General features: G+C 68.3%; 20 protein-coding genes. 9 read left to right on the top strand and 11 right to left on the bottom strand.

Going from position 1 to position 23,507, the window contains the following annotated elements:
• Positions 1 to 14: 14 nt before the first annotated feature.
• The 4 genes from acnB to NFT33_RS18875 form a co-directional block, all read right to left on the bottom strand.
• The gene (acnB, locus tag NFT33_RS18890; protein WP_251677693.1) at positions 15 to 2,606 is read right to left on the bottom strand and encodes a bifunctional aconitate hydratase 2/2-methylisocitrate dehydratase; all 2,592 of its coding nucleotides are present in this window, start codon (positions 2,604 to 2,606) and stop codon (positions 15 to 17) included.
• A gap of 150 nt (positions 2,607 to 2,756) precedes the next feature.
• Entirely contained in the window at positions 2,757 to 3,272 is a 516-nt protein-coding gene (locus NFT33_RS18885) for a hypothetical protein (RefSeq protein WP_251677692.1), read from the bottom strand.
• 124 nt (positions 3,273 to 3,396) lie between these two features.
• Positions 3,397 to 4,416 carry an HpcH/HpaI aldolase/citrate lyase family protein gene (locus tag NFT33_RS18880; protein WP_220786233.1) on the bottom strand — a complete coding sequence of 340 codons (1,020 nt, stop codon included), beginning with the start codon at positions 4,414 to 4,416 and terminating at the stop codon, positions 3,397 to 3,399.
• A gap of 152 nt (positions 4,417 to 4,568) precedes the next feature.
• Positions 4,569 to 5,555, bottom strand: a complete 987-nt coding sequence (locus tag NFT33_RS18875; RefSeq protein ID WP_149504013.1) for a malate dehydrogenase — start codon at positions 5,553 to 5,555, stop codon at positions 4,569 to 4,571.
• Between the two features lie 176 nt (positions 5,556 to 5,731).
• On the opposite strand from NFT33_RS18875, the gene NFT33_RS18870 reads away from it, so the two are divergent.
• The 8 genes from NFT33_RS18870 (at position 5,732) to NFT33_RS18835 (ending at position 12,196) form a co-directional block, all read left to right on the top strand.
• Positions 5,732 to 6,517 carry a GntR family transcriptional regulator gene (locus NFT33_RS18870; RefSeq protein WP_375139013.1) on the top strand — a complete coding sequence of 262 codons (786 nt, stop codon included), beginning with the start codon at positions 5,732 to 5,734 and terminating at the stop codon, positions 6,515 to 6,517.
• A 94-nt stretch (positions 6,518 to 6,611) separates the two neighbouring features.
• Positions 6,612 to 7,034, top strand: coding sequence for a succinate dehydrogenase, cytochrome b556 subunit (gene sdhC, locus NFT33_RS18865; protein WP_220786150.1), 423 nt, complete (start codon positions 6,612 to 6,614; stop codon positions 7,032 to 7,034).
• A 41-nt stretch (positions 7,035 to 7,075) separates the two neighbouring features.
• Positions 7,076 to 7,441, top strand: a complete 366-nt coding sequence (sdhD, locus tag NFT33_RS18860) for a succinate dehydrogenase, hydrophobic membrane anchor protein (RefSeq protein WP_037482624.1) — start codon at positions 7,076 to 7,078, stop codon at positions 7,439 to 7,441.
• Positions 7,441 to 9,267: a succinate dehydrogenase flavoprotein subunit gene (sdhA, locus tag NFT33_RS18855; protein ID WP_251677691.1), complete on the top strand. Its 1,827-nt coding sequence runs from the start codon at positions 7,441 to 7,443 to the stop codon at positions 9,265 to 9,267. Before sdhD ends, sdhA begins: the two co-directional genes overlap by 1 nt.
• Before the next feature lie 22 nt (positions 9,268 to 9,289).
• Positions 9,290 to 9,997 (top strand): succinate dehydrogenase iron-sulfur subunit, encoded by a 708-nt coding sequence (locus tag NFT33_RS18850; RefSeq protein WP_149504016.1) that lies wholly within the window; start codon positions 9,290 to 9,292, stop codon positions 9,995 to 9,997.
• Between the two features lie 87 nt (positions 9,998 to 10,084).
• Entirely contained in the window at positions 10,085 to 10,351 is a 267-nt protein-coding gene (locus NFT33_RS18845; protein ID WP_037482631.1) for an FAD assembly factor SdhE, read from the top strand.
• A 66-nt stretch (positions 10,352 to 10,417) separates the two neighbouring features.
• Positions 10,418 to 11,728, top strand: a complete 1,311-nt coding sequence (locus NFT33_RS18840) for a citrate synthase (RefSeq protein ID WP_251677690.1) — start codon at positions 10,418 to 10,420, stop codon at positions 11,726 to 11,728.
• A 249-nt stretch (positions 11,729 to 11,977) separates the two neighbouring features.
• A complete protein-coding gene (locus tag NFT33_RS18835) occupies positions 11,978 to 12,196 on the top strand; it encodes a hypothetical protein (RefSeq protein ID WP_220786146.1) in 219 nt (72 codons plus the stop codon).
• On the opposite strand, the gene NFT33_RS18830 is transcribed toward NFT33_RS18835, so the two are convergent.
• From NFT33_RS18830 to flhB, 6 genes are read right to left on the bottom strand one after another with little or no spacing between them, the layout of a single operon-like run.
• Positions 12,184 to 13,548 (bottom strand): methyl-accepting chemotaxis protein, encoded by a 1,365-nt coding sequence (locus NFT33_RS18830; protein ID WP_251677683.1) that lies wholly within the window; start codon positions 13,546 to 13,548, stop codon positions 12,184 to 12,186. The genes NFT33_RS18835 and NFT33_RS18830 overlap by 13 nt on opposite strands.
• Before the next feature lie 46 nt (positions 13,549 to 13,594).
• On the bottom strand, positions 13,595 to 14,308 hold the full coding sequence (locus tag NFT33_RS18825) for an RNA polymerase sigma factor FliA (RefSeq protein WP_037482665.1): 714 nt from the start codon (positions 14,306 to 14,308) through the stop codon (positions 13,595 to 13,597).
• A gap of 20 nt (positions 14,309 to 14,328) precedes the next feature.
• Positions 14,329 to 15,153 (bottom strand): flagellar biosynthesis protein, encoded by an 825-nt coding sequence (locus NFT33_RS18820; RefSeq protein WP_251677680.1) that lies wholly within the window; start codon positions 15,151 to 15,153, stop codon positions 14,329 to 14,331.
• A 32-nt stretch (positions 15,154 to 15,185) separates the two neighbouring features.
• Positions 15,186 to 17,036 carry a flagellar biosynthesis GTPase FlhF gene (gene flhF / locus NFT33_RS18815; protein ID WP_251677678.1) on the bottom strand — a complete coding sequence of 617 codons (1,851 nt, stop codon included), beginning with the start codon at positions 17,034 to 17,036 and terminating at the stop codon, positions 15,186 to 15,188.
• Positions 17,033 to 19,135 carry a flagellar biosynthesis protein FlhA gene (flhA, locus tag NFT33_RS18810; protein WP_251677676.1) on the bottom strand — a complete coding sequence of 701 codons (2,103 nt, stop codon included), beginning with the start codon at positions 19,133 to 19,135 and terminating at the stop codon, positions 17,033 to 17,035. The genes flhF and flhA overlap by 4 nt, the downstream gene beginning before the upstream one ends.
• On the bottom strand, positions 19,132 to 20,310 hold the full coding sequence (flhB, locus tag NFT33_RS18805) for a flagellar biosynthesis protein FlhB (protein WP_251677674.1): 1,179 nt from the start codon (positions 20,308 to 20,310) through the stop codon (positions 19,132 to 19,134). The genes flhA and flhB overlap by 4 nt, the downstream gene beginning before the upstream one ends.
• A 242-nt stretch (positions 20,311 to 20,552) precedes the next feature.
• Between flhB and NFT33_RS18800 the strand changes: the two genes are divergently transcribed.
• Positions 20,553 to 22,781, top strand: a complete 2,229-nt coding sequence (locus tag NFT33_RS18800; protein WP_376744184.1) for a heavy metal translocating P-type ATPase — start codon at positions 20,553 to 20,555, stop codon at positions 22,779 to 22,781.
• 40 nt (positions 22,782 to 22,821) lie between these two features.
• Here NFT33_RS18800 and NFT33_RS18795 read toward each other — a convergent pair whose 3' ends face one another.
• Positions 22,822 to 23,481 (bottom strand): c-type cytochrome, encoded by a 660-nt coding sequence (locus NFT33_RS18795; RefSeq protein ID WP_149504030.1) that lies wholly within the window; start codon positions 23,479 to 23,481, stop codon positions 22,822 to 22,824.
• Positions 23,482 to 23,507: the final 26 nt, after the last annotated feature.

The raw sequence follows: 23,507 nt of genomic DNA, 5'->3' as shown, positions 1-23,507 counted from the left end.
ACCGGTGTCAGGCCTCAGGCGTTCACGCTCTTAGCGTTCTCGACATATTCCTCGATCTGGTCGAAGTTCATGTACTTGTAGATCTGGTCGGCCTTGGCGGTGATCACGCCAGTGGCGGCCAGATATTCCTCCTTGGTCGGCAGCTTGCCCAGCTTGGAGGCCACGGCGGCCAGCTCGGCCGAGCCCAGGAACACGTTGGTGTTCTTGCCCAGGCGGTTGGGGAAGTTGCGGGTCGAGGTGGAGATCACCGTCGCGCCTTCGCGCACCTGGGCCTGGTTGCCCATGCACAGGGAGCAGCCGGGCATTTCGGTGCGGGCACCGGCGGCGCCGAAGTTGGCGTAATGGCCTTCCTTGGTCAGCTCGGCCGCGTCCATCTTGGTCGGCGGTGCCACCCACAGCTTGACCGGGATGTCGCGCGCGCCGCCCAGCACGGTGGCTGCAGCGCGGAAGTGACCGATGTTGGTCATGCACGAGCCGATGAAGGCCTCGTCGATCTTGGTGCCGGCGACTTCGGACAGGAACTTGGCGTCGTCCGGATCGTTCGGGCAGCAGACGATGGGCTCGGTGATCTCGGCCAGGTCGATCTCGATCACGGCGGCGTATTCGGCGTCCTTGTCGGCTTCGAGCAGCTCGGGCTTGGCCAGCCAGGCCTCGACCTTCTCGATGCGGCGCGCCAGGGTCTTCGCGTCCTGGTAACCGTCGGCGATCATGTTCTTCATCAGAACGATGTTCGACTTCAGGTACTCCTGCACCGGCTCCTTGTTGAGCTTGATCGTGCAGCCGGCGGCCGAGCGCTCGGCCGAGGCGTCGGACAGCTCGAAGGCCTGTTCCACCTTCAGGTCGGGCAGACCTTCGATTTCCAGGATGCGGCCCGAGAAGATGTTCTTCTTGCCGGCCTTGGCCACGGTCAGCAGACCGGCCTTGATCGCGTACAGCGGGATGGCATGCACCAGGTCACGCAGCGTGACGCCGGGCTGCATCTGGCCCTTGAAGCGCACCAGCACCGACTCGGGCATGTCGAGCGGCATCACGCCGGTGGCGGCGCCGAAGGCCACCAGGCCCGAACCGGCCGGGAAGGAGATGCCGATCGGGAAGCGGGTGTGGCTGTCGCCGCCGGTGCCAACGGTGTCGGGCAGCAGCAGGCGGTTCAGCCAGCTGTGGATCACGCCGTCGCCCGGGCGCAGCGCCACGCCGCCGCGGTTGGCCATGAACTTGGGCAGCTCGCGGTGCGTCTTCACGTCCACCGGCTTCGGATAGGCGGCGGTGTGGCAGAAGGACTGCATGACCAGATCGGCCGAGAAGCCCAGGCAGGCCAGGTCCTTCAGCTCGTCGCGGGTCATCGGGCCGGTGGTGTCCTGCGAACCCACGGTGGTCATCTTCGGCTCGCAGTAGGTGCCCGGGCGCACGCCCTGGCCTTCCGGCAGGCCGCAGGCGCGGCCGACCATCTTCTGCGCCAGCGTGAAGCCGGCCGTGCTGGCGGCCGGAGCCTTCGGCAGACGGAACAGCGTCGAGGCCGGCAGACCCAGCGCCTCGCGGGCCTTGGCGGTCAGCGAGCGGCCGATGATCAGGTTGATGCGGCCACCGGCGCGCACTTCGTCGAGCAGCACGTCGCTCTTCAGCGAGAACTCGGCGACGGTCTCGCCGGCCTTGGTGATCTTGCCGTCGTACGGCAGCACCTCGATCACGTCACCCATTTCCAGCTTGGAAACATCGACTTCGATCGGCAGCGAGCCGGAGTCTTCCTGGGTGTTGAAGAAGATCGGGGCGATCTTGCCGCCCAGCGTCACGCCGCCGAAGCGCTTGTTCGGCACATAGGGAATGTCCTGGCCGGTCGCCCAGATCACGGAGTTGGTGGCCGACTTGCGGCTGGAGCCGGTGCCCACCACGTCGCCCACATAGGCCACGAGGTTGCCCTTCTTCTTCAGGTCCTCGATGAACTGGATCGGGCCGCGCTTGCCATCCTCTTCCGGCTTGAAGGCCGCGTCCGGACGGGTGTTCTTCAGCATCGCCAGATAGTGCATCGGGATGTCCGGGCGGGTGGTGGCGTCCGGAGCCGGCGACAGGTCGTCGGTGTTGGTCTCGCCAGGCACCTTGAACACGGTCACGGTGATCGACTTCGGCACTTCCGGACGGCTGGTGAACCACTCGGCGTCGGCCCACGACTGCATCACTTCCTGGGCCTTGGCATTGCCTGCCGTGGCCTTGGCGGCGACGTCGTTGAAGTAGTCGAACATCAGCAGGGTCTTCTTCAGACCGTCGGCGGCGATGCCGGCGACTTCGGCGTCGTCGAGCAGCTCGATCAGCGGCTGCACGTTGTAGCCGCCGACCATGGTGCCGAGCAGCTCGGTGGCCTTGGCCTTGCTGACCAGCGCGACCGACAGCTCGCCATGGGCAACCGCCGCCAGGAAGCTGGCCTTGACCTTGGCGGCATCGTCCACGCCCGGGGGCACGCGGTGCGTCAGCAGCTCCACCAGGAACGCCTCCTCGCCGGCCGGCGGGTTCTTGATCAGCTCGATCAGTTCGGCGACCTGCTTGGCATCGAGTGCGAGCGGCGGAATGCCGAGGGCGGCGCGTTCGGCGACGTGTTGGCGATAGGCTTGCAGCATGAAGAGCTCCGTGCGGTGTGGCGGTGCCCCGGCCGACTGTCGGGCCGGGTGACCCTGGGCTGGGGTTAGTCCGGTATTTTATGTCTTATATAAGACTTGCCAAGAGGCGGGATGGATCAGATCGGGATCGAGGGGTGTCACTGCAACACCTCAGCGGGCCTGCGCCACCGGTTCAGCCGCCGAGACCGCCGAGGTGACCGGATCGACCGGCACCGCCGGAGCCGGCGCGGACTGCGGCATCTTCTGGTTCGGATGCACGCACTCGTCGACCAGGCGCTGACCGGCCCGGGCATTCATCAGCATCGACTTGTTGGCGATCTGGATCCAGACCAGACCGTTCTTCTTGTCTTCGAGGCGGACTGCGCCGGTGGTGGTCGGCTCCGGCGCCATCGTGTACTGCTTGCCCTTGAAGTTCAGGTGGAAATAGCCGTCCTTGGCCTGGTGGCGCTGCACCTTGACCTGCTGGCGGAACTCGCAGTCCTGGTCGCCGACATGCACGCGCTCGGCGTTGGCGACCTGCTCGGGCGCCAGATCGGCCAGCGGCGCCTCGACCGGCGCGGCCGGCTTCTTCTTCGCGGCGGTGGAGGCGCTGGCCGGCAGGCTGCCGATCAGGCAGGCGGCACCGAACAGGGCCAGGACAAGGGGGCGGTGGGCGGACAGGGACATCGGGAACTCCGGGACAGGCAGCTTCAAAGGCCGGAATTGTGCCCAAGCCCGCCCGTGTCGATCCGTGCTTTACAGCCGGGAACGCGACCAGGCGTGACAGGCGCCCGCCCTGCCTCGGGGCCGCTCAGGCACGGGCAAAGAACCGGCGCTCGATCTCGGCCGGCAGCGGGCCGGTGCGATGCGCGCGCTCGAGCACATGCCAGAAGTAGCGGAAGCTGGCGCGGTCGTGCAGCGTGTCCTGGCCGTGATGCCGATGGCGGATCGGCCCCCAGCCGGCGGCCTGCGCGGCCAGCAGGATCTCGGCGGCCTGATCGACCTCGGCGGTGGTCGGCGAGAAGGCGTCGACGATGGTGCGGATCTGGTCCGGGTGAATGCTCCACATCCGGGTGTAGCCGAGCTGGCGGCAGGCCTGGGTCGCCGCCGCCTCCAGCGCCGAGAGATGCTTGAACTCGGTGACGACGCAGTGCGAGGGCACCTTGCCCCAGCCGTGGCAGGCCGCCGAGATCTCCAGCTTGGCGCGCATCACCAGCGGATGCTCGAACTGGCCCTTGACCGACATGCCGCTCTGCGGGATGGCGCCGCGGTGGTCGGAGACGAAGTCCATCAGGCCGAAGGACAGCGACTCGATGCGCGGATGCGCCGCCAGCGCCTGCACCTCGCGCAGCGCACCGTGCGTCTCGACCAGCGCATGCACCGGAATCGCCCGTTGGAGGCCGTGGCGGGCAATGGCGTCGTCGATCGCGGCGACCGCACGCTCGACATCGGCCAGGCCGCGCGGCTTGGGCACCATGATGTAGGCCACCCGCGCGCCGGCGCGGGCGACGATGGCGTCGACCATCGCCTCGAAGGCCGGATGGTCGACGGTCTGCACCCGCGCACCGACCCGGTCGAAGCGGTTGGCACCCGAGTCGATCATCTCGGCGATCAGCTGCGCATGCTCGAGTTCGCCGCCGACCGGCGCGCCGTCCTCGCCATCGAGCGTGATGTCGAAGACCGGCCCCATTTCAGCCTGCAGCTCCAGGCTCTTGCGCATGCGCACCTCGACGCCGGCATAGTGGTCGCAGACCGGCAGGTCGGCCGGCAGCAGCTCGCCGGCATCGAAAAGCGCGTCGCGCGGATGAACGGAGTGCGGGGCGGTGGACATCGTGCTCATGATCGGAATCCGGGGCGTGGAGTTCGGAACGGAAAAAGGCCGGCGCTTGTGGCGGCCGGCCTTTCATTGCGGACCGGCCGGGATCGGCTGGTCCGTGCCGCGATCCGGTCAGGAACGCGGCGGACACCTGCGCTGGCAGCGCGTCAGAGCATGCCCTTGACGGCGTCGGCCTCGTCGGTCAGTTCCTTCAGGGTGATGGCGATCTTTTCCTGGCTGTAGGCGTCGATCTCCAGGCCCTGGATGATCTTGTAGCCGCCGTCCTTGCACTCGCACGGGAAGCCGAAGACGATGCCTTCCGGGATGCCGTAGGAGCCGTCCGACGGCACGCCCATCGTCACCCACTCGTCCGAGCCCAGCACCCAGTCGCGCACATGGTCGATGGCGGCGTTGGCGGCCGAGGCGGCCGACGACAGGCCGCGGGCCTCGATGATGGCGGCGCCGCGCTTGCCCACCGTCGGCAGGAACACGTCGTTGTTCCAGACGGCGTCGTTGACCAGGGCCTTCACGCTGTCACCGTTGGAGGTGCAGAAGCGGTAGTCGGCGTACATGGTCGGCGAGTGGTTGCCCCACACCACCAGCTGCTTCAGGCTGGCGACGTCGCGGCCGGTCTTGGCAGCGAGCTGGCTCAGCGCGCGGTTGTGGTCCAGGCGCAGCATGCCGTGGTAGTTGGCCGGGTTGGTGCGGCCGACCTTCTTGGCGGCGGCAGCGGCGATGTAGGCGTTGGTGTTGCAGGGGTTGCCCACGACCAGCACCTTGACGTCTTCCTTGGCGTTCTCGGCGATGGCCTTGCCCTGGACCGTGAAGATCGCGCCGTTGGCGGTCAGCAGGTCGGCACGCTCCATGCCCTTCGAACGGGGACGTGCGCCCACCAGCAGGCAGACGTCGGCATCCTTGAAGGCCACGTTCGGATCATCGGTGGCGAACATGCCGGCCAGCAGCGGGAAGGCGCAGTCCTCCAGTTCCATCATCACGCCCTTGCAGGCGTTCTGGGCCTGCGGCAGGTCCAGCAGCTGCAGGATGACCGGCTGGTCCTTGCCCAGCATCTCGCCCGAGGCGATGCGGAACAGCAGGGAGTAACCGATCTGACCGGCGGCGCCGGTGACAGCGACGCGAACGGGGGACTTGCTCATGGGCGAGGCTCCTGGAATGGGGTACGGCGAGAGTGCTGCCGGGGGTGGGGTCTACTTGAAAAGCACCGCGCAGTCTAGGTGCCGACCCGGGCACTGTCAACGATCTTATGTCTTATATAAGACATCTTGTAGAACAGCGTTGCAACCCGACACCCGCTTGTGCTGCAATGCCGGCCATGCCGCAATCCGCCCCTTCATCAACGCCGATGAATGCCCCCCCGGACTCCGCGGGGGATGGTGGCGCGCCCTCCTTCAGCCCGCTCTACCAGCAGATCAAGGCGCTGATCATGCGCGGCCTGCAGGCCGGCGAATGGAAGCCCGGCGAGGCGATTCCCAGCGAGCTGGAGCTGGCCGCGCGCTTTCGCGTCAGCCAGGGCACGGTGCGTAAGGCTATCGACGAACTGGCCGCCGAGAATCTGCTGGTTCGCCGCCAGGGCAAGGGCACCTTCGTCGCCACCCACAGCGAGCAGAAGATCCAGTATCGATTCCTGCGACTGCAGCCCGAGGGCGGCGGCGAGCCGGTGCCGATGCAGCGCCAGTTCCTGGACTGCCGCCGCATTCCCGCGCCGGCCGACGTCGCCCGCGCGCTGGCGCTGCGGGCCGGCGAGATGGCGGTGGAGGTCCGTCGCACCCTGTCGCAGAACGGGCGCCCGATCGTGCTGGACGACATCTGGCTGCCGGCCAGTCTCTTCAAGGGACTGACGGCGCAGCGCATGGGCGACTACAAGGGGCCCCTGTACGGCCTGTTCGAATCCGAGTTCGGCGTCAGGATGATCCGGGCAGAGGAGAAGATCCGGGCGGTGGCGGCGGATGGCGAGGTGGCAGGCGTGCTCGGTGTTGACGCGGGAAGCCCCCTGCTCAGCGTCGAGCGCCTGTCGTTCACGTATGGTGACAAGCCTGTGGAACTGCGCCGGGGCTTCTACGACACCTCGACGCATCACTATCGCAACGAGCTGAACTGAACTGAAAAGAGCGGCTGGCAGTGTCGGCACCCGTGCCTTGACTGCTGCGTTGCAATAAAATTCCGCGGTTTCTTCGTAATTACAAAGGCATCTCATGGCAGACACCCTCAAACAGCGGCCAGGCCCGATGCGTCTCATCGACGCGACCCAGTACCGGCTTCCCCTCGCGGCGAAGCTGTCGATCCTCCACCGCGCCAGCGGCATCATCATGTTCGTGCTGCTGCCGTTCATCATCTGGATGTTCGACAAGAGCGTCAGCTCGGAAGCCTCCTACGAGGACTTCACTGCGGTCTTCACGCACGGTTTCGGCCCGTTCCCCGGGGTGTTCGTCAAGCTGGTGGTGCTGGCCCTGATCTGGTCCTACCTGCATCACTTCTGCGCCGGCGTGCGCCACCTGTGGATGGACGCCACCCACAGCGTCACCAAGGAGCAGGGCCACTCCTCGGCCGTCGTCAGCTTCGCGATCAGCCTGCTGCTGACCGTCGCCCTCGGCGCCAAGCTGTTCGGCCTGTTCTGAGCCCGTCCGACCTTTAGAGACGTCGAGAGACGCTTTTTTCCATGTCCAAGAACTACGGTTCCAAGCGCATCGTCACCGGTGCGCACTACGGCCTGCGCGACTGGCTCGCGCAGCGTGTCACTGCGGTGCTGATGGCGCTGTTCACCATCGTGCTGCTGGTGCAGGTGCTGTTCGGCGGCCCGCTGGGCTATGACAGCTGGTCGGGCATCTTCGCCGCGCAATGGATGAAGACGCTCACCTTCACCGTGATCGTCGCCCTCGCATGGCACGCCTGGGTCGGCGTGCGCGACATCTACATGGACTACGTCACCAAGTCGGTCGGCCTGCGCCTGACCCTGCAGGTGGCCACGGTCGTCTGGCTCGTCGGCTGCGCCGGCTGGGCAGTGCAAGTTCTCTGGAGACTCTGATGGCGTCGATCGCTACTTCCGCCAGCTATTCTGGTTCCCTGCCGCGCCGCAAGTTCGATGTCGTCATCGTCGGCGCGGGTGGCTCGGGCATGCGCGCCTCGCTGCAGCTCGCGCGCGCCGGCCTGAACGTCGCCGTCCTGACCAAGGTCTTCCCGACCCGCTCGCACACCGTCGCCGCCCAGGGTGGCGTCGGCGCCTCGCTGGGCAACATGTCGGAAGACAACTGGCACTACCACTTCTACGACACCATCAAGGGCTCGGACTGGCTGGGCGACCAGGACGCCATCGAGTTCATGTGCCGTGAAGCGCCGAAGGTCGTCTACGAGCTCGAGCACTTCGGCATGCCGTTCGACCGCAATGCCGACGGCACCATCTACCAGCGTCCGTTCGGCGGCCACACCGCCAACTACGGCGAGAAGCCCGTCCAGCGCGCCTGCGCCGCCGCCGACCGCACCGGCCACGCGATGCTGCACACGCTGTACCAGCAGAACGTCAAGTCGCGCACGCAGTTCTTCGTCGAGTGGATGGCGCTGGACCTGATCCGCGACGCCGAAGGCGACGTGGTCGGCGTGACCGCGCTCGAGATGGAGACCGGCGAGCTGTTCATCTTCGAGGCCAAGAGCGTGCTGCTGGCCACCGGGGGCGCGGGCCGCATCTTCGCTGCATCGACCAACGCCTTCATCAACACCGGCGACGGCCTGGGCATGGCCGCGCGCGCCGGCATCCCGCTGCAGGACATGGAGTTCTGGCAGTTCCACCCGACCGGCGTGGCCGGCGCGGGCGTGCTGCTGACCGAAGGCTGCCGCGGCGAAGGCGCGATCCTGCGCAACGTCAACGGCGAGCGCTTCATGGAGCGCTATGCCCCGACGCTGAAGGATCTGGCCCCGCGCGACTTCGTCTCGCGCTGCATGGACCAGGAGATCAAGGAAGGTCGCGGCTGCGGTCCCAACAAGGACTACGTCGTGCTCGACATGACCCACCTGGGCGGCGACACCATCCTGAAGCGCCTGCCCTCGGTGTTCGAGATCGGCCACAACTTCGCCAACGTCGACATCACCAAGGAGCCGATCCCCGTGGTGCCGACCATCCACTACCAGATGGGCGGCATCCCGACCGGCATCACCGGCCAGGTCGTGACGACGCAGAACGATGTCAACACCATCGTGAACGGCCTGTACGCGGTGGGCGAATGCTCCTGCGTGTCGGTGCACGGCGCCAACCGCCTGGGCACCAACTCGCTGCTGGACCTGCTGGTGTTCGGCAAGTCGGCCGGCAACCACATCATCGAGTCGCTGGCCAAGTCGCCGAAGTCGCACAAGGACCTGCCGAAGGACGCCGCCGACCGCTCGCTGGCCCGCCTGGCCCGTCTGGACGCCAGCACCTCGGGCGAGTACGCCCAGGACGTCGCCGGCGACATCCGTTCCGCGATGCAGCAGCACGCCGGCGTGTTCCGCACCCAGAAGACGATGGACGAGGGCGTGGTCAAGATCAACGCGATCCGCGAGCGCGTGCGCAACATCACGCTCAAGGACAAGTCGAAGGTCTTCAACACCGCCCGCATCGAGGCGCTGGAAGTCGACAACCTGATCGAGGCCGCCCAGGCCACGATGACCTCGGCCGCTGCCCGCAAGGAATGCCGTGGCGCACACACCGTCAAGGACTACGAGCGCGGTGCCGACGACAAGGAATTCCCGCTGGGCCGCAACGACAAGGAATGGATGAAGCACACCCTCTGGGACAGTGCCACCAACTCGCTGTCGTACAAGTCCGTCAACCTGAAGCCGCTGACCGTCGAGTCGGTGCCGCCGAAGGTCCGTACCTTCTAAGAAGCGCCCGAGGAGAAACAACATGGCCCAGAAGCGCACTTTCCAGATCTACCGCTACGATCCCGACAAGGACGCCAAGCCGTACATGCAGACCATCGAGGTCGAGCTGGACGGCAACGAGCGCATGCTGCTCGACGCCCTGGTCAAGCTGAAGAAGGTCGACCCGACGCTGTCGTTCCGCCGTTCGTGCCGTGAAGGCGTGTGCGGCTCGGACGCGATGAACATCAACGGCAAGAACGGCCTGGCCTGCCTGACCAACATGCGCGACCTGCCGGGCGTGGTGGTGCTCAAGCCCCTGCCGGGCCTGCCGGTCATCCGCGATCTGATCGTGGACATGACGCAGTTCTTCAAGCAGTACCACTCGATCAAGCCCTATCTCGTCAACGACACGCCGCCGCCCGAGAAGGAGCGCCTGCAGTCGCCCGAGGAGCGCGACGAGCTCAACGGCCTGTACGAGTGCATCCTCTGCGCGAGCTGCTCGACCAGCTGCCCGAGCTTCTGGTGGAACCCGGACAAGTTCGTCGGCCCGGCCGGCCTGCTGCAGGCCTACCGCTTCATCGCCGACAGCCGTGACCAGGAAACCGCCGGGCGTCTGGACAACCTGGAAGACCCGTACCGCCTGTTCCGCTGCCACACGATCATGAACTGCGTGGACGTGTGCCCGAAGGGTCTGAACCCGACGAAGGCGATCGGCAAGATCAAGGAGCTGATGGTCCGCCGGGCCGTCTGATCCTGCGCGATCCGTCGACCGCAGCGCGGGCCGTGCCTTCCACCCCGGCACGGCACCGGCCGCGGTCAGACCTCTGAAAGAACTGCAATGGACACTCTGCTCGACGAGCGTGCACTCAGCAAGCTGCGCTGGCGCTGCCGGCGTGGCCTGCTGGAAAACGATCTGTTCATCGAGCGGTTCTTCCAGCGCTTCGAGTCCAGCCTGACCGTGCGTCAGGCCGGCGGCCTCGAGGTGCTGATGGATCTGGCCGATAACGATCTGCTCGACCTGCTGCTGTGCAGGAAAGAGCCCGAGGGTGACATCGATCGTCCGGACGTCCGGGACGTGCTCGCCATGCTGCGTCAGCGGCCCTGAGCATCCCCAGGCGACCGGAACCCAGGACTCCACCCCCATACCAACCGACCTACCGAGGAAACAGCCATGATCCCCTCCGACGTGAAGGCCACACTCTCGTTCTCCGACGGCAGTGCGTCGATGGACCTGCCCATCTACAAGGGCACCATCGGCCCGGATGTCCTGGACATCCGCAAGCTGTACGCGCAGACCGGCAAGTTCACCTACGACCCGGGCTTCCTGTCGACGTCGTCGTGCAACTCGACCATCACCTACATCGATGGCGACAAGGGCGAACTGCTGTACCGTGGCTACCCGATCGAGCAGCTGGCGGTGAGCTGCGACTACCTGGACACCTGCTACCTGCTGCTGTACGGGGATCTGCCCAACGAGGCCCAGCGCAAGGACTTCCACGCCCGCGTGACCAACCACACGATGGTCAACGAGCAGATGCAGTTCTTCCTGCGTGGCTTCCGTCGTGACGCGCACCCGATGGCGGTCCTGACCGGTCTGGTCGGCGGTCTGTCGGCCTTCTATCACGACAGCACCGACATCAACAACCCGCAGCACCGCGAGATCGCGGCGATCCGCCTGATCGCCAAGATGCCCACGCTGGTGGCGATGGCGTACAAGTACTCGGTCGGTCAGCCGTACATGTACCCGAAGAACGACCTGTCCTACGCCGGCAACTTCATGCGCATGATGTTCGCCACGCCGTGCGAGGACTACAAGGTCAACCCGGTGATCGAGCGCGCGCTCGACCGCATCTTCATCCTGCACGCCGACCACGAGCAGAACGCCTCGACCTCGACGGTGCGCCTGTGCGGCTCGTCGGGCACCAACCCGTTCGCGGCGATCGCCGCCGGTGTCGCCTGCCTGTGGGGCCCCGCCCACGGCGGCGCCAACGAGGCCTGCCTGAACATGCTGGAGGAGATCCAGGCCAACGGCGGCGTCGCCAAGGTCGGCGAGTTCATGGAGAAGGTGAAGGACAAGAACAGCGGCGTCAAGCTGATGGGCTTCGGTCACCGCGTCTACAAGAACTACGACCCGCGCGCCAAGCTGATGCGCGAGACCTGCCATGAAGTGCTGAACGAGCTGGGCCTGCAGAACGACCCGCTGTTCAAGCTGGCGATGGAACTCGAGAAGATCGCGCTGGAAGACGACTACTTCGTCGCCCGCAAGCTCTACCCGAACGTCGACTTCTACTCGGGCATCGTGCAGCGCGCCATCGGCATCCCGGTGCAGCTGTTCACCGCGATCTTCGCGCTGGCCCGCACGGTCGGCTGGATCGCCCAGCTCAACGAGATGATCGCCGACCCCGAGTACAAGATCGGCCGTCCGCGCCAGCTCTTCGTCGGCGCCGAGCGTCGCGACGTCAAGCCGCTGGACCAGCGCTGATCAGACCTGAGCGCCTCCACCCGGCGTGATCAAGGGCCCTGCGGGGCCCTTGTCTTTTTCCAACGCCTCTTTTGCAGGCGTATTTCTCATGGGCAATCTCGCGGGTTTACCCTAAAATTGCTGCGCAGCAGCAAAGCTGCAAGACCCGCCCCCTCTGCCACCCACCGCCCGTACCCAGGTCAGCCCATGACACTGCAGCAGCTGCAAGATCTCAAGCAATGGCACCGCCATCATTCCGGCGGTCGCGCCATGGAAGCAGCCCTGTGCGATCTGGTGCTCTGCGTGTGGGCGGCAGGCTGGACGCTGCTGCTGGCCCTGGCCGTCATCGATGCGCCGGAAATGATGCCGGTGTCGCTGCTGATGACGCTGACGCCCTCGTTCTACGCCGCAGCACGGCGCCAGTTGCACCAGCGCGGCCTGTTGCGCTGCGACTGGCTGACCGCGCTGCAGTCGCCTCAGAACCGGTAACCGATGCGCAGGCCGCCCCAGTGGCGGCCCTGCACGATGATCGGTGCCGAGGCCTCCTTGAGCATCACATGCTTGCCGCCGCCCATGTCGCGGCGGTAGGTCTGCACCAGGAAAGGCCGCTCGTTGCGCGCCGAGGCCAGACCGGTGCGGTCGTTGAAGATGCGCCGGTAGCGGCTGTTGGCGGTGTTCCAGGCCACATCGCCGGGACGCTGAGGCTGGCAGTAGATGGTGTTGTGCACCGGCACATAGCCGTTGCGATCGACCGCGATGCAGAAGGCGATCTTGTCGCTGCTGCCCAGCACCTTTTCCTGGATCGCCGGAAAGAGCCTTTCCGCCAGCGGCGAGAAGGTGGCCAGAAACTGCTCCGGCTGCGTGCCCTCGAGCGGCTGATAGCGCACATCGAAGAGCGCCTGCGCCGAGATGTGCCCCTGCTGGACCGCCTGCTCGAGCAGCCGGGACATGTCGGCGGCCGCACGCTGGGCCTGCGCGATCATCGGCGTGTCGGTGGTTTCGACACCGCAGCCGGCCAGTTCGTCGATCAGGGTCTCGGACACCGACAGGAAACGGTCGCTGCAGTCCAGCGCCACATCCAGGCCGTCGAAGGCATGACGGATGCCGCTGGAGAGCTGCTGCGAGCGCTCGCAGACCTGCTGGACGGTGGTGGCGCTGCGCCCGGCGGTCTCGTCGATCCGTCCGACCGAGACCTCGACCTCGGCGAACGCGCGGTGGATCGCGCCCTGGGCCGAACCCTCTTCACCCGAGCGGATCTCGCGCGAGAAGGACTCGATGCGCCGGTCCAGATCGGTCAGCGTGCCCATGATGGTGCGCGAGGAGCTCTCCACCCGGCCGGCCAGATCCTTGACCGCATCGGCCACCACACCGAAGCCGCGCCCGGCCTCGCCGGCGCGCTTGGCCTCGACCGAGGCATTGAAGGCGACCAGCCGGGTCTGCAGCGCGATCTGGCCGATGTCGCTGGCGGCCGAGGCCACCTGGCGCAGCACCTCGACGATGCTGGCCACCTCGCCGGCGACCTGCGCGACCTCGGTGCGCGCCCGCACCACGGCCTCTCGGGTGGCGCCAGAAGCATCGCCGATCGCACGCTGGGACTGCTCGACCTCGCGCAGCCACTGCTCGAGCTGCTGCAGCGAGGCCAGATGCACGGCCGCATCACGCTTGGCATCCTCGATCACGCCGCGGGTCTCGGCCGCATCGCGGCCGATGTTCGACACCTGGGCGGCGATGCGCTGGACAACGCCCTTCTCGGACGACACAGGCGGCATCGCCGGCCCGTCGGACGTCGGGTTCAGGGCCTTGTCGGCATCCGCACGCCGACCATGCAACAGCTTCCACATCTCGGATTTCCGGCTGGAGGGCACCTCGCCGGAGGTGCCCTGAATCTCACCAGGCCCGCAGCTTGGCGCGCAGCCGGGCGATCGACTGGCTGTGCAGCTGGCACACCCGCGACTCGGTCACGCCCAGGACTGCGGCGATTTCCTTCAGGTTCATGTCGTGCTCGTAGTACATGCTCATCACGTACTGTTCGCGCTCGGGCAGGCCCTTGATCGCCTCGACCAGCGCCTCGCGCATGCGTCGGTCGTTGAGCCGGGCCAGCGGATCGGCGTCGGTGTCGGCGACATGGCGATCCAGATAGTCGCTGTCGCCCTCGTCGCCGCTCATGTCCTCGAGATAGACCAGCTGCGTTCCACGGACCCGGTTGAGCAGATCCTGGTAGTCGGGCAGCGACAGGCCCATCTCGGCGGCGATCTCGCTCTCGTGCGGCGCCCGGCCGAGACGCTGCTCGAGCTTGTGGACCGCGCCCTCGATGTCACGCTGGTGCTTGCGCCCGCTGCGGCTCATCCAGTCGCCGCCGCGCAGCTCGTCGAGCATGGCGCCGCGGATGCGCTGGGTGGCGAAGGTCTCGAACTGCACGCCCTGCTTGATGTCGAAGCGGCTCATCGCGTCGGTCAGCCCGATCATGCCGACCTGGATCAGGTCGTCGAGCTCGACGTTCGCCGGCAGCCGGGCGATCATCTGGTGCGCCAGACGCCGCACCAGCGAGCTGTACTGCTCGAGCATGGTCTTGGCGTCGAGCTGGCCGTTGGAGTTGTAGATCGGTTGGCTCCGTGACATGGTCAGACCATCGGCTGCAGACTGGGGGATGAAATCGGGCGCGGAGCTGCACCCGGACGCGGACGCCTCTGGCTGGCGGGCACGAAGGCCGCCCCGGCCTGCAGGGCACTGTCCATGAAGGCGGCCAGCGCCTCGGCTGCTCGCCAGGTCGCCGGGCGGGTCGGAACGATCTCGATGCAGTCGTTCTGCACGCCCCCGAAGAACAGGTCGGCGCACTGCGCCAGCCGCCCCGGCACATGCCAGGAGGCCGGCGCATCGATCTCGGCGCTCATCAGCATGTCGTGTTCGCGCCAGCCGACCTCGGTGGCCAGCCGCTTCAGCGAGGCGTAGGCATGGGTGACCGCATCGGCGCGCTCGTCGCACAGCACCAGCGGGCGTGGCCGGCTCAGGCCCTGCTCGCCGCTGCCGAACAGGCGGGCCAGCTCGGCGGCGCTGGCATGCAGCAGCACCGCCTGCGACAGCGGTGCCGCATCGATGATCGCCCGCAGGAAACCGCGCGGGCCGGCCACGCTCTCGGACCAGCGCTCGGGCAGTCCCCGCGCGGCCAGATAGGCGCGGCGGTCGGAGCGCGGCTCGATGAACTTCGCCAGACCGTCGAAGCCGCCGTCACGTGCCCGCGGGGCCCGCTCGGAGGCGTCCACCATCAGCGTGTAGAGCCCCAGCGACTCCAGCGCGACCATCATCCGGTGCAGCAGCTGGTCCTGGTGCTGGACAAACGGGTTGGACACCACCGGAATGAAGCGGACGGAGCGCACGGAGAAGAGACGGCGCAGCCCGTCGGCCTGATCGGCCGGCTGCGCCTGGCGGAAATCGCTGGGAAAGGCCATCGCGTGCTCCGTTGCGGTCTGGGGCGGGCCGCTCAGGCGCCCAGGTCACGGACAGCCGCGGACGGCTGGCGACGTGCAGGAGGGGCCGATGCATTCGCAGCGGCCGAAGCCGCCGGCTTGACGGCCGGTGCAGGCTCGGTCGCGGCCGAGGCGGGCCGGGAGAAGATCAGGTTGACGTCGCCGGTGTTCAGGCGCCAGGCCTGAGGTCCGCCGCTGCGCAGCGCCCGGTTCACCAGCGCCTGGGCGCTGAGGCGGTGCCAGTCCTCGGGAACACGCTGGCCGTTCGAGATCGCCACCACCTTCAGATGCTGGCGGATCAGCGCATCGAGCGCCGGGCCGAGCTTCACCGCCTCGTCGAGCTTGGACAGGATGATGCCGCGCGCCTGGTTGGCGGAGTAGGCATTGAGCACATCCTCGATGGTCTCGCCCTGCTGCGCGGCGTTCACCACCAGCAGCCGCTTGATGCTGCGGTGCGAGAGCATGTCGAGCAGGTCGCGGGTGCGCGCGTCGCGCTGTGCCAGGCCCGCGGTGTCGATCAGCACCATTTTCTTGCCCGACAGCAGGTCGAGCAGATCCTCCAGCGCCGCGCGGTCATGCGCGGTGTGCACCGGCACGCCGAGAATGCGGCCATAGGCACGCAGCTGCTCGTGCGCGCCGACCCGGTAGGCGTCGAGCGTGATCAGGCCGAGATTGGCCGCGCCATGGCGGGTCGCGAACGAGGTCGCCAGCTTGGCGGTCGAGGTGGTCTTGCCGACGCCGGTCGAGCCGATCATCGCGTAGACGCCGCCCTGGTCCTCGATGTCGGGCTCGTTCTCGCCGGTCAGCACATTGCGCTGCAGCACGTCGGCGGCCCAGACCATCTCGTCGGTCACGTCCTCGCTCAGGCTGTCGCAGAGCTTGCGGATCAGGCCGGGAGAGAAGCCGGCATCGAGCAGCCGGGTGGTGAGCTGGGCATGGCGCGGGCTGTTGTTGAGCCGGTCCATGAAGGCCATCGTGTTGAAGCGCTCCTCGATCATGCCCTTCATGGCACGGATCTCGTTGAGCATCTCCATCGACGAGGGCAGGATCGAATCGGCCGGATCGATGCCCCGCGGGCCCGCGGCGGAGCGCACCGGCGCCGGGTTCATCGCCGCCGAATGCGCCGGCACGTCCAGGCGCGGCATCAGGGTGCTGTCGTACAGATCGGCATCCGAGGTGGACAGCTGCTCGTCGTCATGCAGGCTCATGACCGGCGGATAGGAGCGCTCTTCGGTCGTCGCGGCAGCAGCCGCCTCGTCGCGCTCCTGCTGGCGCATCCAGTCGGCATAGGTGGCCGGGGGCGGCTGCATGCCCGGCATGGCGCTCTCGCCAGCCCGCGCGCTGCCGGCGCCGGACTCGCGGCGGCTCTCGCCGGCCCGCGTCGGTGCGGGCATCGGCCGTGACTGGCCGCCCGATGCCGCCTGCGCCTGCGCCTGCATGACAGAGCCCGAAGCGGATGTGCCGGGTGCGGCCGGATCATCGTCGCCATCGCTGCGGGACTTCATCTCGGCCTGGCGCTTCTTCAGCATGCGCTCGCGCACATAGTCCTGGAAGGACAGCGTGCTCATCGCCAGCGTGCCGACATCTTCCTGGACCTGCGCGCTGGCATCGGTCGGCGCCGCATCGAAGCTGTCGGGCATCGGCTCGGCCTCGTGCAGATCATCCTCGAAGCGCTCGTCGGCCTGGGCGGCCGGGCCGGACTCGAAGCGCTCGATCGCATCGATGCTCTCGGCCGGCATCGCCACGATCTCGATGCCGGAGCTGCTGGGCTTGGTCGACAGCACGACCGCGTTGTCGCCGAAGGCCTGACGAACCTTCTGCATCGCCTCGCGCGAGTTGCGCCCGAAAAAGCGCTTCACATTCATGAGTGGGCTCCAATGATCGAACCGATGCGGATCGAGTGGGTATCAGGGATCTCGCTGTGCGCCAGCACCTTCAGCCGGGGCGCCGCACGGCGCAGCAGCCGCGCCAGCGACGGCCGCAGCGGGTCAGGCACCAGCAGGCAGGCGGGCTGGCCCAGATCCTCCTGACGACGGGCGGCGTCGATCGCGCCGCGAGTCAGCTGCTCGGCAACGCCAGGATCCAGCGCCGGGCCGTTGGCCGAGATCAGCGCCTGCGTCAGCAGCCGCTCGAGTTCGGGCTCCAGCGCGATCACGTCGAGCTCGCGCACCGTGCCGTAGATCTGCTGCACCACCGCCGGCGCCAGCGCCACGCGCAGCCGGCGCGTCAGCTCGTGCGGGTCGGTCACGCCGGCGGAGGCGTGCTCGGCCAGCGTCTCGATGATCGAGCGCATGTCCCGGATGTGGACGCCCTCCTCCAGCAGCATCTGGAGGATCTTCTGCAGTGGAGCGATGCCGATCATCTTGGGAACCACGTCTTCGATGAGTTTCGGGGCCAGCTTGGTCACATGATCGACCAGAGCCTGGGTCTCGGCGCGGCCCAGCAAGCGGGCTGCGTGTTGTTGCATCAAGTGTGAAAGATGGGTCGCCACCACGGTCGAGCAATCAACAACCGTGTATCCAGCCATTTGGGCTGTTTCGCGCTGACGCTCGTCGATCCAGATCGCCGGCAGCCCGAAGGCCGGATCGGTGCCGCTCTGGCCGTTCAGCGGGATCTGCACATGGCCCGGATTGATCGCCAGGAACATGCCCGGATAGGCTTCGCCCTCGCCGATGACCGCGCCGCGCAGCGTCAGGCGGTACATGCTGGGCTTGAGCTCGAGGTTGTCGCGCACATGCACCACCGGCGGCAGGAAGCCGACCTCCTGCGCGAACTTGCGCCGCACGCCGCGGATGCGCGCGAGCAGGTCACCGCCGCGCTCCTTGTCGACCAGCGCGATCAGCCGGTAGCCGACCTCCATGCCCAGCGCGTCGACCGGCTGCAGGTCGTCCCAGCTGGCCTCCTCGCCCGGCTGCGGACGGGCCTGGGCGGCGGCCTCGGCCTCGCTCGGCTCGGCCGCCTTGCGCTCGGCCTTGCGCGCCAGGTGATGCGCCAGCCAGCCCAGGCCGGCGGCGCTGCCCAGGAAGACCAGATGCGGCATGCCCGGCACCAGCCCCAGCAGGCCGATGACCGCCGCCACCATGCCCACCGACTGCGGCGAGCGGAACATCTGCCCGGCGATCTGCGAGCCGACGTCCTGCTCCTTGCCGACCCGCGAGACCACCATCGCCGCGGCCACCGAGATCAGCAGGCCGGGAATCTGCGCCACCAGCGCGTCGCCCACCGCCAGGATGATGTAGGAGTTGGCCGCCTGCGAGGCGCTGAGGCCGTGCTGGGCCACGCCGATGACGAAGCCGCCGATGATGTTGATGAACAGGATCAGGATGCCGGCGATCGCGTCGCCGCGCACGAACTTGGAGGCACCGTCCATCGAGCCGAAGAACTCCGCCTCGTTGCCGACCTCCAGCCGGCGGCGCTTGGCCTCCTTCTCGTCGATCAGGCCGGCGCCCAGATCGGCATCGATCGCCATCTGCTTGCCGGGCATGGCATCCAGCGTGAAGCGCGCACCGACCTCGGCGATGCGCTCGGCGCCCTTGGTGACGACGATGAAGTTGATCACCACCAGGATCGCGAACACGATCAGGCCGACCGCGAAGTTGCCGCCGATCAGGAAATGCCCGAAGGCCTCGATGACCGCGCCGGCCGCGCCGGGGCCGTTGTGGCCCTCCATCAGCACGACGCGGCTCGAGGCCACGTTCAGCGACAGCCGCAGCAGCGTCGTCAGCAGCAGCACCGCGGGAAAGGCCGCGAAGTCCAGCGGCCGCACCATGTAGGACGCCACCACCATCACCATCAGCGCGGTGGCGATGTTGAAGGTGAACAGCAGGTCCAGCAGCAGCGGCGGCAGCGGCAGGACCATCATCATCAGCACCATGATGATGAGCAGCGGCGCGGCCAGCCCGCTGAGCAGGGCGGCGTCCGGCGCCCCGAACAGGCGCTTGAGCTGGAGGATCTGGGCGTTCATGGGGTGGCGACGCCTCGGCGGGCGGCCCTCGGAGAATGCCGGGGATCGGCGGGATCGAGCTCGGGAGGCACCGCGATGTCCTCGAGCGAGCCGGGATAGGGAGCGCGGCCGGCCATCGCCTCGCGCAGCCGGTAGACATGGGCGAGCACCTGGGCCACCGCGCTGTACAGCGGCATCGGGATCTCGTGGTCAAGCTCGGTGGTGGCGTAGAGCGCGCGCGCCAGCGGCGGCGCCTGCAGCACCGGCACCTTGGCGCTGCCGGCCACGTCGCGAATGCGCATGGCCAGATCGTCGGTGCCCTTGGCCACCACCCGGGGCGCGCCGGGACCGTCGGGGTCGTACTTCAGTGCCACCGCATAGTGGGTCGGGTTCATCACCACCAGATCGGCCTGGGGCACCGCGGCCATCATGCGCCGCCGCGAGACCTCGCGCATGCGCGCCTTGATGCGGCCCTTGACCTCCTGGTTGCCCTCCTGCTGCTTGAACTCCTCCTTGACCTCCTGATGGCTCATCTTCAGCCGGGAGGCATGCAGGAAGCGCTGCAGCGGCACGTCGACCACCGCGAACAGCGCCAGCACCAGCACCAGCAGCCACAGGCCGGACACCAGCAGCTCGCCGGCGTCGGCGAAGCCCTGGGCCAGCCCGCCGCCCGACTGCAGCCGCACGAAGTCCTCGTGATGCGTCCACAGATAGGAGGCCCCGACGATGCCCAGCACCAGCGCCAGCAGGCAGGCCTTGAGCATGTCGCCGATCTGGGCCTTGGAGACGATCCGCCCCAGGCCGGAGATCGGGTTGATCTTGCTGAACTTCGGCTCGAGCACCTGCATCGTGAACACCCAGCCGCCGGAGCCCACCGCCGCGGCCAGCGCCGCCAGCGCGGTCACCAGACCGAAGATCAGCACGATCGGCAGCACCGACAGGCCCATGTCGTGCAGGCGCTCGAGCATGCGCTCCGGAGACTTCAGCGTGACCACGTCGAAGCGCAGCGCCGCGGCCATCAGGTCGCGCAGCCGCTCGGTGACCGGCCCGATGGTCGCGGCGATCACGCCCAGCGCCGCCGCGACCACCGCCAGATGGCCGAGATCGCGCGAGCGCGGAATCTGGCCTTCCTTGCGCGCCTTCTCCAGCCGCTTGGGTGTGGCGGGTAGCTGCTTGTCTTGCGAGCCGTCGGACATCGTGCGGGAGGGGGCAGGGTCGGAGGATGAGGATTCGCCATTCTTGCGACGCCACCGAACAGCTTGAGGCCGATAAGCACCCCGAAGCGACAGGTATTCACGCCCGGAGCCGGCAAGATCCGGCCCTGCCACGCCCGACCCGAAGGCGCAGAATCGAAAAGACAGCCAAAAGCCAGCCTCATTCGAACCCGGACAGATTGACATTGCTCAATCGCCCCGAACCGTACCCAGGCACAGTCACGATGATGCAAACGCGCACCCAGACCGAATTCACCCTGCCGATCGACGGCATGACCTGCGCCTCCTGCGTGGCCCGCGTTGAAAAGGCCCTGAAGAAGGTGCCCGGCGTGACCGAGGCCGAGGTCAACCTGGCCACCGAGCAGGCCACCGTGCACACCCGCGAGCCGGTGGCGCGCGAGACGCTGGCCGCGGCGATCCGCCGCACCGGCTTCGACGTGCCCGACGAGGCCGCGCCCGACGCGCCGGCCGGCACCAATGCGCCGCGCGAGCCGCTCCTGGGCGAAGGCCGGCGGGTGCTGCTGGCGGCGCTGCTGTCGCTGCCGCTGGTGGCGCCGATGCTGCTCGAGCCCTTCGGCGTGCAGGCGATGCTGCCCGGCGGCTGGCAGTGGCTGCTGGCCACGCCGGTGCAGTTCTGGCTGGGCGCGCGCTTCTACCGTGCCGGCTGGCATGCGCTGCGTGCCGGCAGCGGCAACATGGACCTGCTGGTCGCGCTGGGCACCAGCGCGGCCTATGCGCTGTCGCTGTGGCTGCTGATGACGGGCCACGGCCACCATCTCTACTTCGAGAGCGCAGCCGTCGTCATCACGCTGGTGATGCTGGGCAAGTGGCTGGAGTCGCGCGCCAAGCACCGCACCGTCGAGGCGATCCGCGCGCTGCGGGCGCTCGCGCCGGAGACCGCGCGGGTGATCGCGCCCGACGGCTCCGAGCAGGAGCGGCCGCTGGCGCGGGTGCGCGTCGGCGACCGGGTGGTGATCCGGCCGGGCGAGCGGGTGCCGGTCGACGGCGAGATCGTCGAGGGCGCCAGCCATCTGGACGAGTCGCTGCTGACCGGCGAGAGCCTGCCGGTGGCGCGCGAGCCCGGCCAGCGCGTCACCGGCGGCGCGGTCAACGGCGAGGGCCGGCTGGTGGTGCGCACGCTGGCGACGGGCGCCGAGACCACGCTGGCGCGCATCGTGCGGCTGGTCGAGTCGGCGCAGGCGAAGAAGGCGCCGATCCAGCGCCTGGTCGATCAGGTCAGCGCGGTCTTCGTGCCGGTGGTGATCGTGCTGGCGCTGCTGACGCTGCTGGGCTGGGGCCTGATCGGCGGCGACTGGGAGGCGGCCCTGCTGCGCGCGGTGGCGGTGCTGGTGATCGCCTGCCCCTGCGCGCTCGGCCTGGCCACGCCGGCGGCGATCATGGTCGGCACCGGCGCGGCAGCGCGCCACGGCATCCTGATCAAGGACGCGCAGGCGCTGGAGGTGGCGCAGGCGGTGCGGGTCGTCGCCTTCGACAAGACCGGCACGCTGACGGCGGGCAAGCCCTCGCTGACCGGCCTGGCGGCCGCGCCCGGCCTGAGCGAGCGCGAGGCGCTGCGCCTGGCCGCGGCGCTGCAGTCGGGCAGCGAGCATCCGCTGGCGCGCGCGGTGAACGAGGCGGCCCGGGCACAGGCCTCGGCCGACGACACCGTGACCGCCGCGGCCGATCTGCGCGCCGAGCCCGGCCGCGGCGTCTCCGGCACGGTCGAGGGCCGCGCGCTGCGGCTGGGCAGCCAGCGCTGGATGGACGAGCTCGGCGTCGCCACCGCGCCGCTGCATGCGCAGGCCCGGGCCTGGCTGGGCGAGGGCCGCACGCTGTCCTGGCTGGCCGAGATCATGCCGGACGGCGAGCCCCGCCTGCTCGGCGCGCTGGCCTTCGGCGACACGCTCAAGCCCGGCGCCATCGAGGCCATCGGCCGGCTGCGCGCGATGGGCCTGCGCACGCTGCTGGTCAGCGGCGACAACCGCAGCGCGGTCGAGGCCGCCGGCCGGCTGCTGGGCATCGACGAGGTGCGCGCCGAGGTGCTGCCCGGCGACAAGGCCGGCGTGATCCAGGCCCTGCGCGAGGGCGGCGAGAAGGTGGCGATGGTCGGCGACGGCCTGAACGACGCGCCGGCGCTGGCCGCGGCCGACGTCGGTCTGGCGATCACCCACAGCGACGGCACCGGCACCGACGTGGCGATGCATGCGGCCGGCATCACGCTGATGCGCGGCGACCCCGGCGCGGTGGCCGACGCGATCGACATCTCGCGGCGCACCACCCGCAAGATCCGCCAGAACCTGTTCTGGGCCTTCATCTACAACATCGTCGGCATTCCGCTGGCGGCGGCCGGGCTGCTGAGCCCGGTGGTGGCCGGCGCGGCGATGGCCGCCAGCAGCGTCAGCGTCATCAGCAACGCGCTGCTGCTGTCGCGCTGGCGGCCGAACCGGCGCTGATCAGCTCATCGCCTCTCGACGAGAAGGGCCCCTGCAGGCATCAGCGGAAGCGGCTCTGGGTGACCGTTCGCAGGTCGCCCGGCAGCGCGGCGATGTGATCGGCCATCGCCTTCAGCTCGGCAACCGTGTAGGGCTTGGCCATGCCGGCCATGATCGCGTTGCCGCGTCCGGTGTTGCGGCCGTTGCCGCCCTGATAGGCCTTCAGCGCGACGAACAGGTAGTCGGCATGCTGGCCGGCCAGCTTCGGGTAGCTGCCGTCGATCGGCTTGTTCAGGTTCTCGCCGTGGCAGGACATGCAGTTGCCCCGCTTGAGCAGCTCGGCCACCTGCTCGCTCGGGGCGGCTGCAGCCGCGGCGGCGGTGCTGGCCGCCGGCGGGTGGCTGGCGTAGTAGACCGACAGGTCGGCGATGTCCTGATCGGTCAGCGAGCCGGCCACGCCGCGCATCGTCGGATGACGGCGCTCGCCGCTGCGGTAGCCGTTCAGCGCCGCCGCGATGTACCTGGCGCCCTGCCCGGAAATCATCGGCACCTGATGGACCTCGGGAAAGCTGGCGCGGTAGTTCGGGATGCCGTGGCAGCCGATGCACATCGCCGCCTTGCGCTGGCCGGCGGCCGGATCACCGGCCACATCCTGAGCCTGCGCACCAAGAACCATCGTGGCGAGGACACAGGCCGTCGCGGCGTGAAGGAAAGGGATCATGGCAATGGATGGGCAACGGTTTGATG

The organism is Sphaerotilus sp. FB-3 (genome assembly GCF_023706025.1).
Taxonomy (GTDB): domain Bacteria; phylum Pseudomonadota; class Gammaproteobacteria; order Burkholderiales; family Burkholderiaceae_C; genus Sphaerotilus; species Sphaerotilus sulfidivorans.
The sequence above is the reverse complement of the archived record's forward strand: the minus strand, read 5'-3'. Positions and strand labels throughout refer to the sequence as shown.

Excerpts from the sequence above, each read along its gene's own strand:
- NFT33_RS18880 (WP_220786233.1), bottom strand. The coding sequence starts at position 4,416 with ATGTCCACCGCCCCGCACTCCGTTCATCCGCGCGACGCGCTTTTCGAT.
- NFT33_RS18840 (WP_251677690.1), top strand. The coding sequence starts at position 10,418 with ATGATCCCCTCCGACGTGAAGGCCACACTCTCGTTCTCCGACGGCAGT.
- NFT33_RS18820 (WP_251677680.1), bottom strand. The coding sequence starts at position 15,153 with ATGGCCTTTCCCAGCGATTTCCGCCAGGCGCAGCCGGCCGATCAGGCC.
- NFT33_RS18875 (WP_149504013.1), bottom strand. The coding sequence starts at position 5,555 with ATGAGCAAGTCCCCCGTTCGCGTCGCTGTCACCGGCGCCGCCGGTCAG.
- NFT33_RS18800 (WP_376744184.1), top strand. The coding sequence starts at position 20,553 with ATGATGCAAACGCGCACCCAGACCGAATTCACCCTGCCGATCGACGGC.
- NFT33_RS18795 (WP_149504030.1), bottom strand. The coding sequence starts at position 23,481 with ATGATCCCTTTCCTTCACGCCGCGACGGCCTGTGTCCTCGCCACGATG.
- flhF (WP_251677678.1), bottom strand. The coding sequence starts at position 17,036 with ATGAATGTGAAGCGCTTTTTCGGGCGCAACTCGCGCGAGGCGATGCAG.
- sdhA (WP_251677691.1), top strand. The coding sequence starts at position 7,441 with ATGGCGTCGATCGCTACTTCCGCCAGCTATTCTGGTTCCCTGCCGCGC.
- NFT33_RS18850 (WP_149504016.1), top strand. The coding sequence starts at position 9,290 with ATGGCCCAGAAGCGCACTTTCCAGATCTACCGCTACGATCCCGACAAG.
- flhA (WP_251677676.1), bottom strand. The coding sequence starts at position 19,135 with ATGAACGCCCAGATCCTCCAGCTCAAGCGCCTGTTCGGGGCGCCGGAC.
- acnB (WP_251677693.1), bottom strand. The coding sequence starts at position 2,606 with ATGCTGCAAGCCTATCGCCAACACGTCGCCGAACGCGCCGCCCTCGGC.
- NFT33_RS18885 (WP_251677692.1), bottom strand. The coding sequence starts at position 3,272 with ATGTCCCTGTCCGCCCACCGCCCCCTTGTCCTGGCCCTGTTCGGTGCC.
- NFT33_RS18845 (WP_037482631.1), top strand. The coding sequence starts at position 10,085 with ATGGACACTCTGCTCGACGAGCGTGCACTCAGCAAGCTGCGCTGGCGC.
- sdhC (WP_220786150.1), top strand. The coding sequence starts at position 6,612 with ATGGCAGACACCCTCAAACAGCGGCCAGGCCCGATGCGTCTCATCGAC.
- flhB (WP_251677674.1), bottom strand. The coding sequence starts at position 20,310 with ATGTCCGACGGCTCGCAAGACAAGCAGCTACCCGCCACACCCAAGCGG.
- NFT33_RS18870 (WP_375139013.1), top strand. The coding sequence starts at position 5,732 with ATGCCGCAATCCGCCCCTTCATCAACGCCGATGAATGCCCCCCCGGAC.
- NFT33_RS18830 (WP_251677683.1), bottom strand. The coding sequence starts at position 13,548 with ATGTGGAAGCTGTTGCATGGTCGGCGTGCGGATGCCGACAAGGCCCTG.
- NFT33_RS18835 (WP_220786146.1), top strand. The coding sequence starts at position 11,978 with ATGGAAGCAGCCCTGTGCGATCTGGTGCTCTGCGTGTGGGCGGCAGGC.
- sdhD (WP_037482624.1), top strand. The coding sequence starts at position 7,076 with ATGTCCAAGAACTACGGTTCCAAGCGCATCGTCACCGGTGCGCACTAC.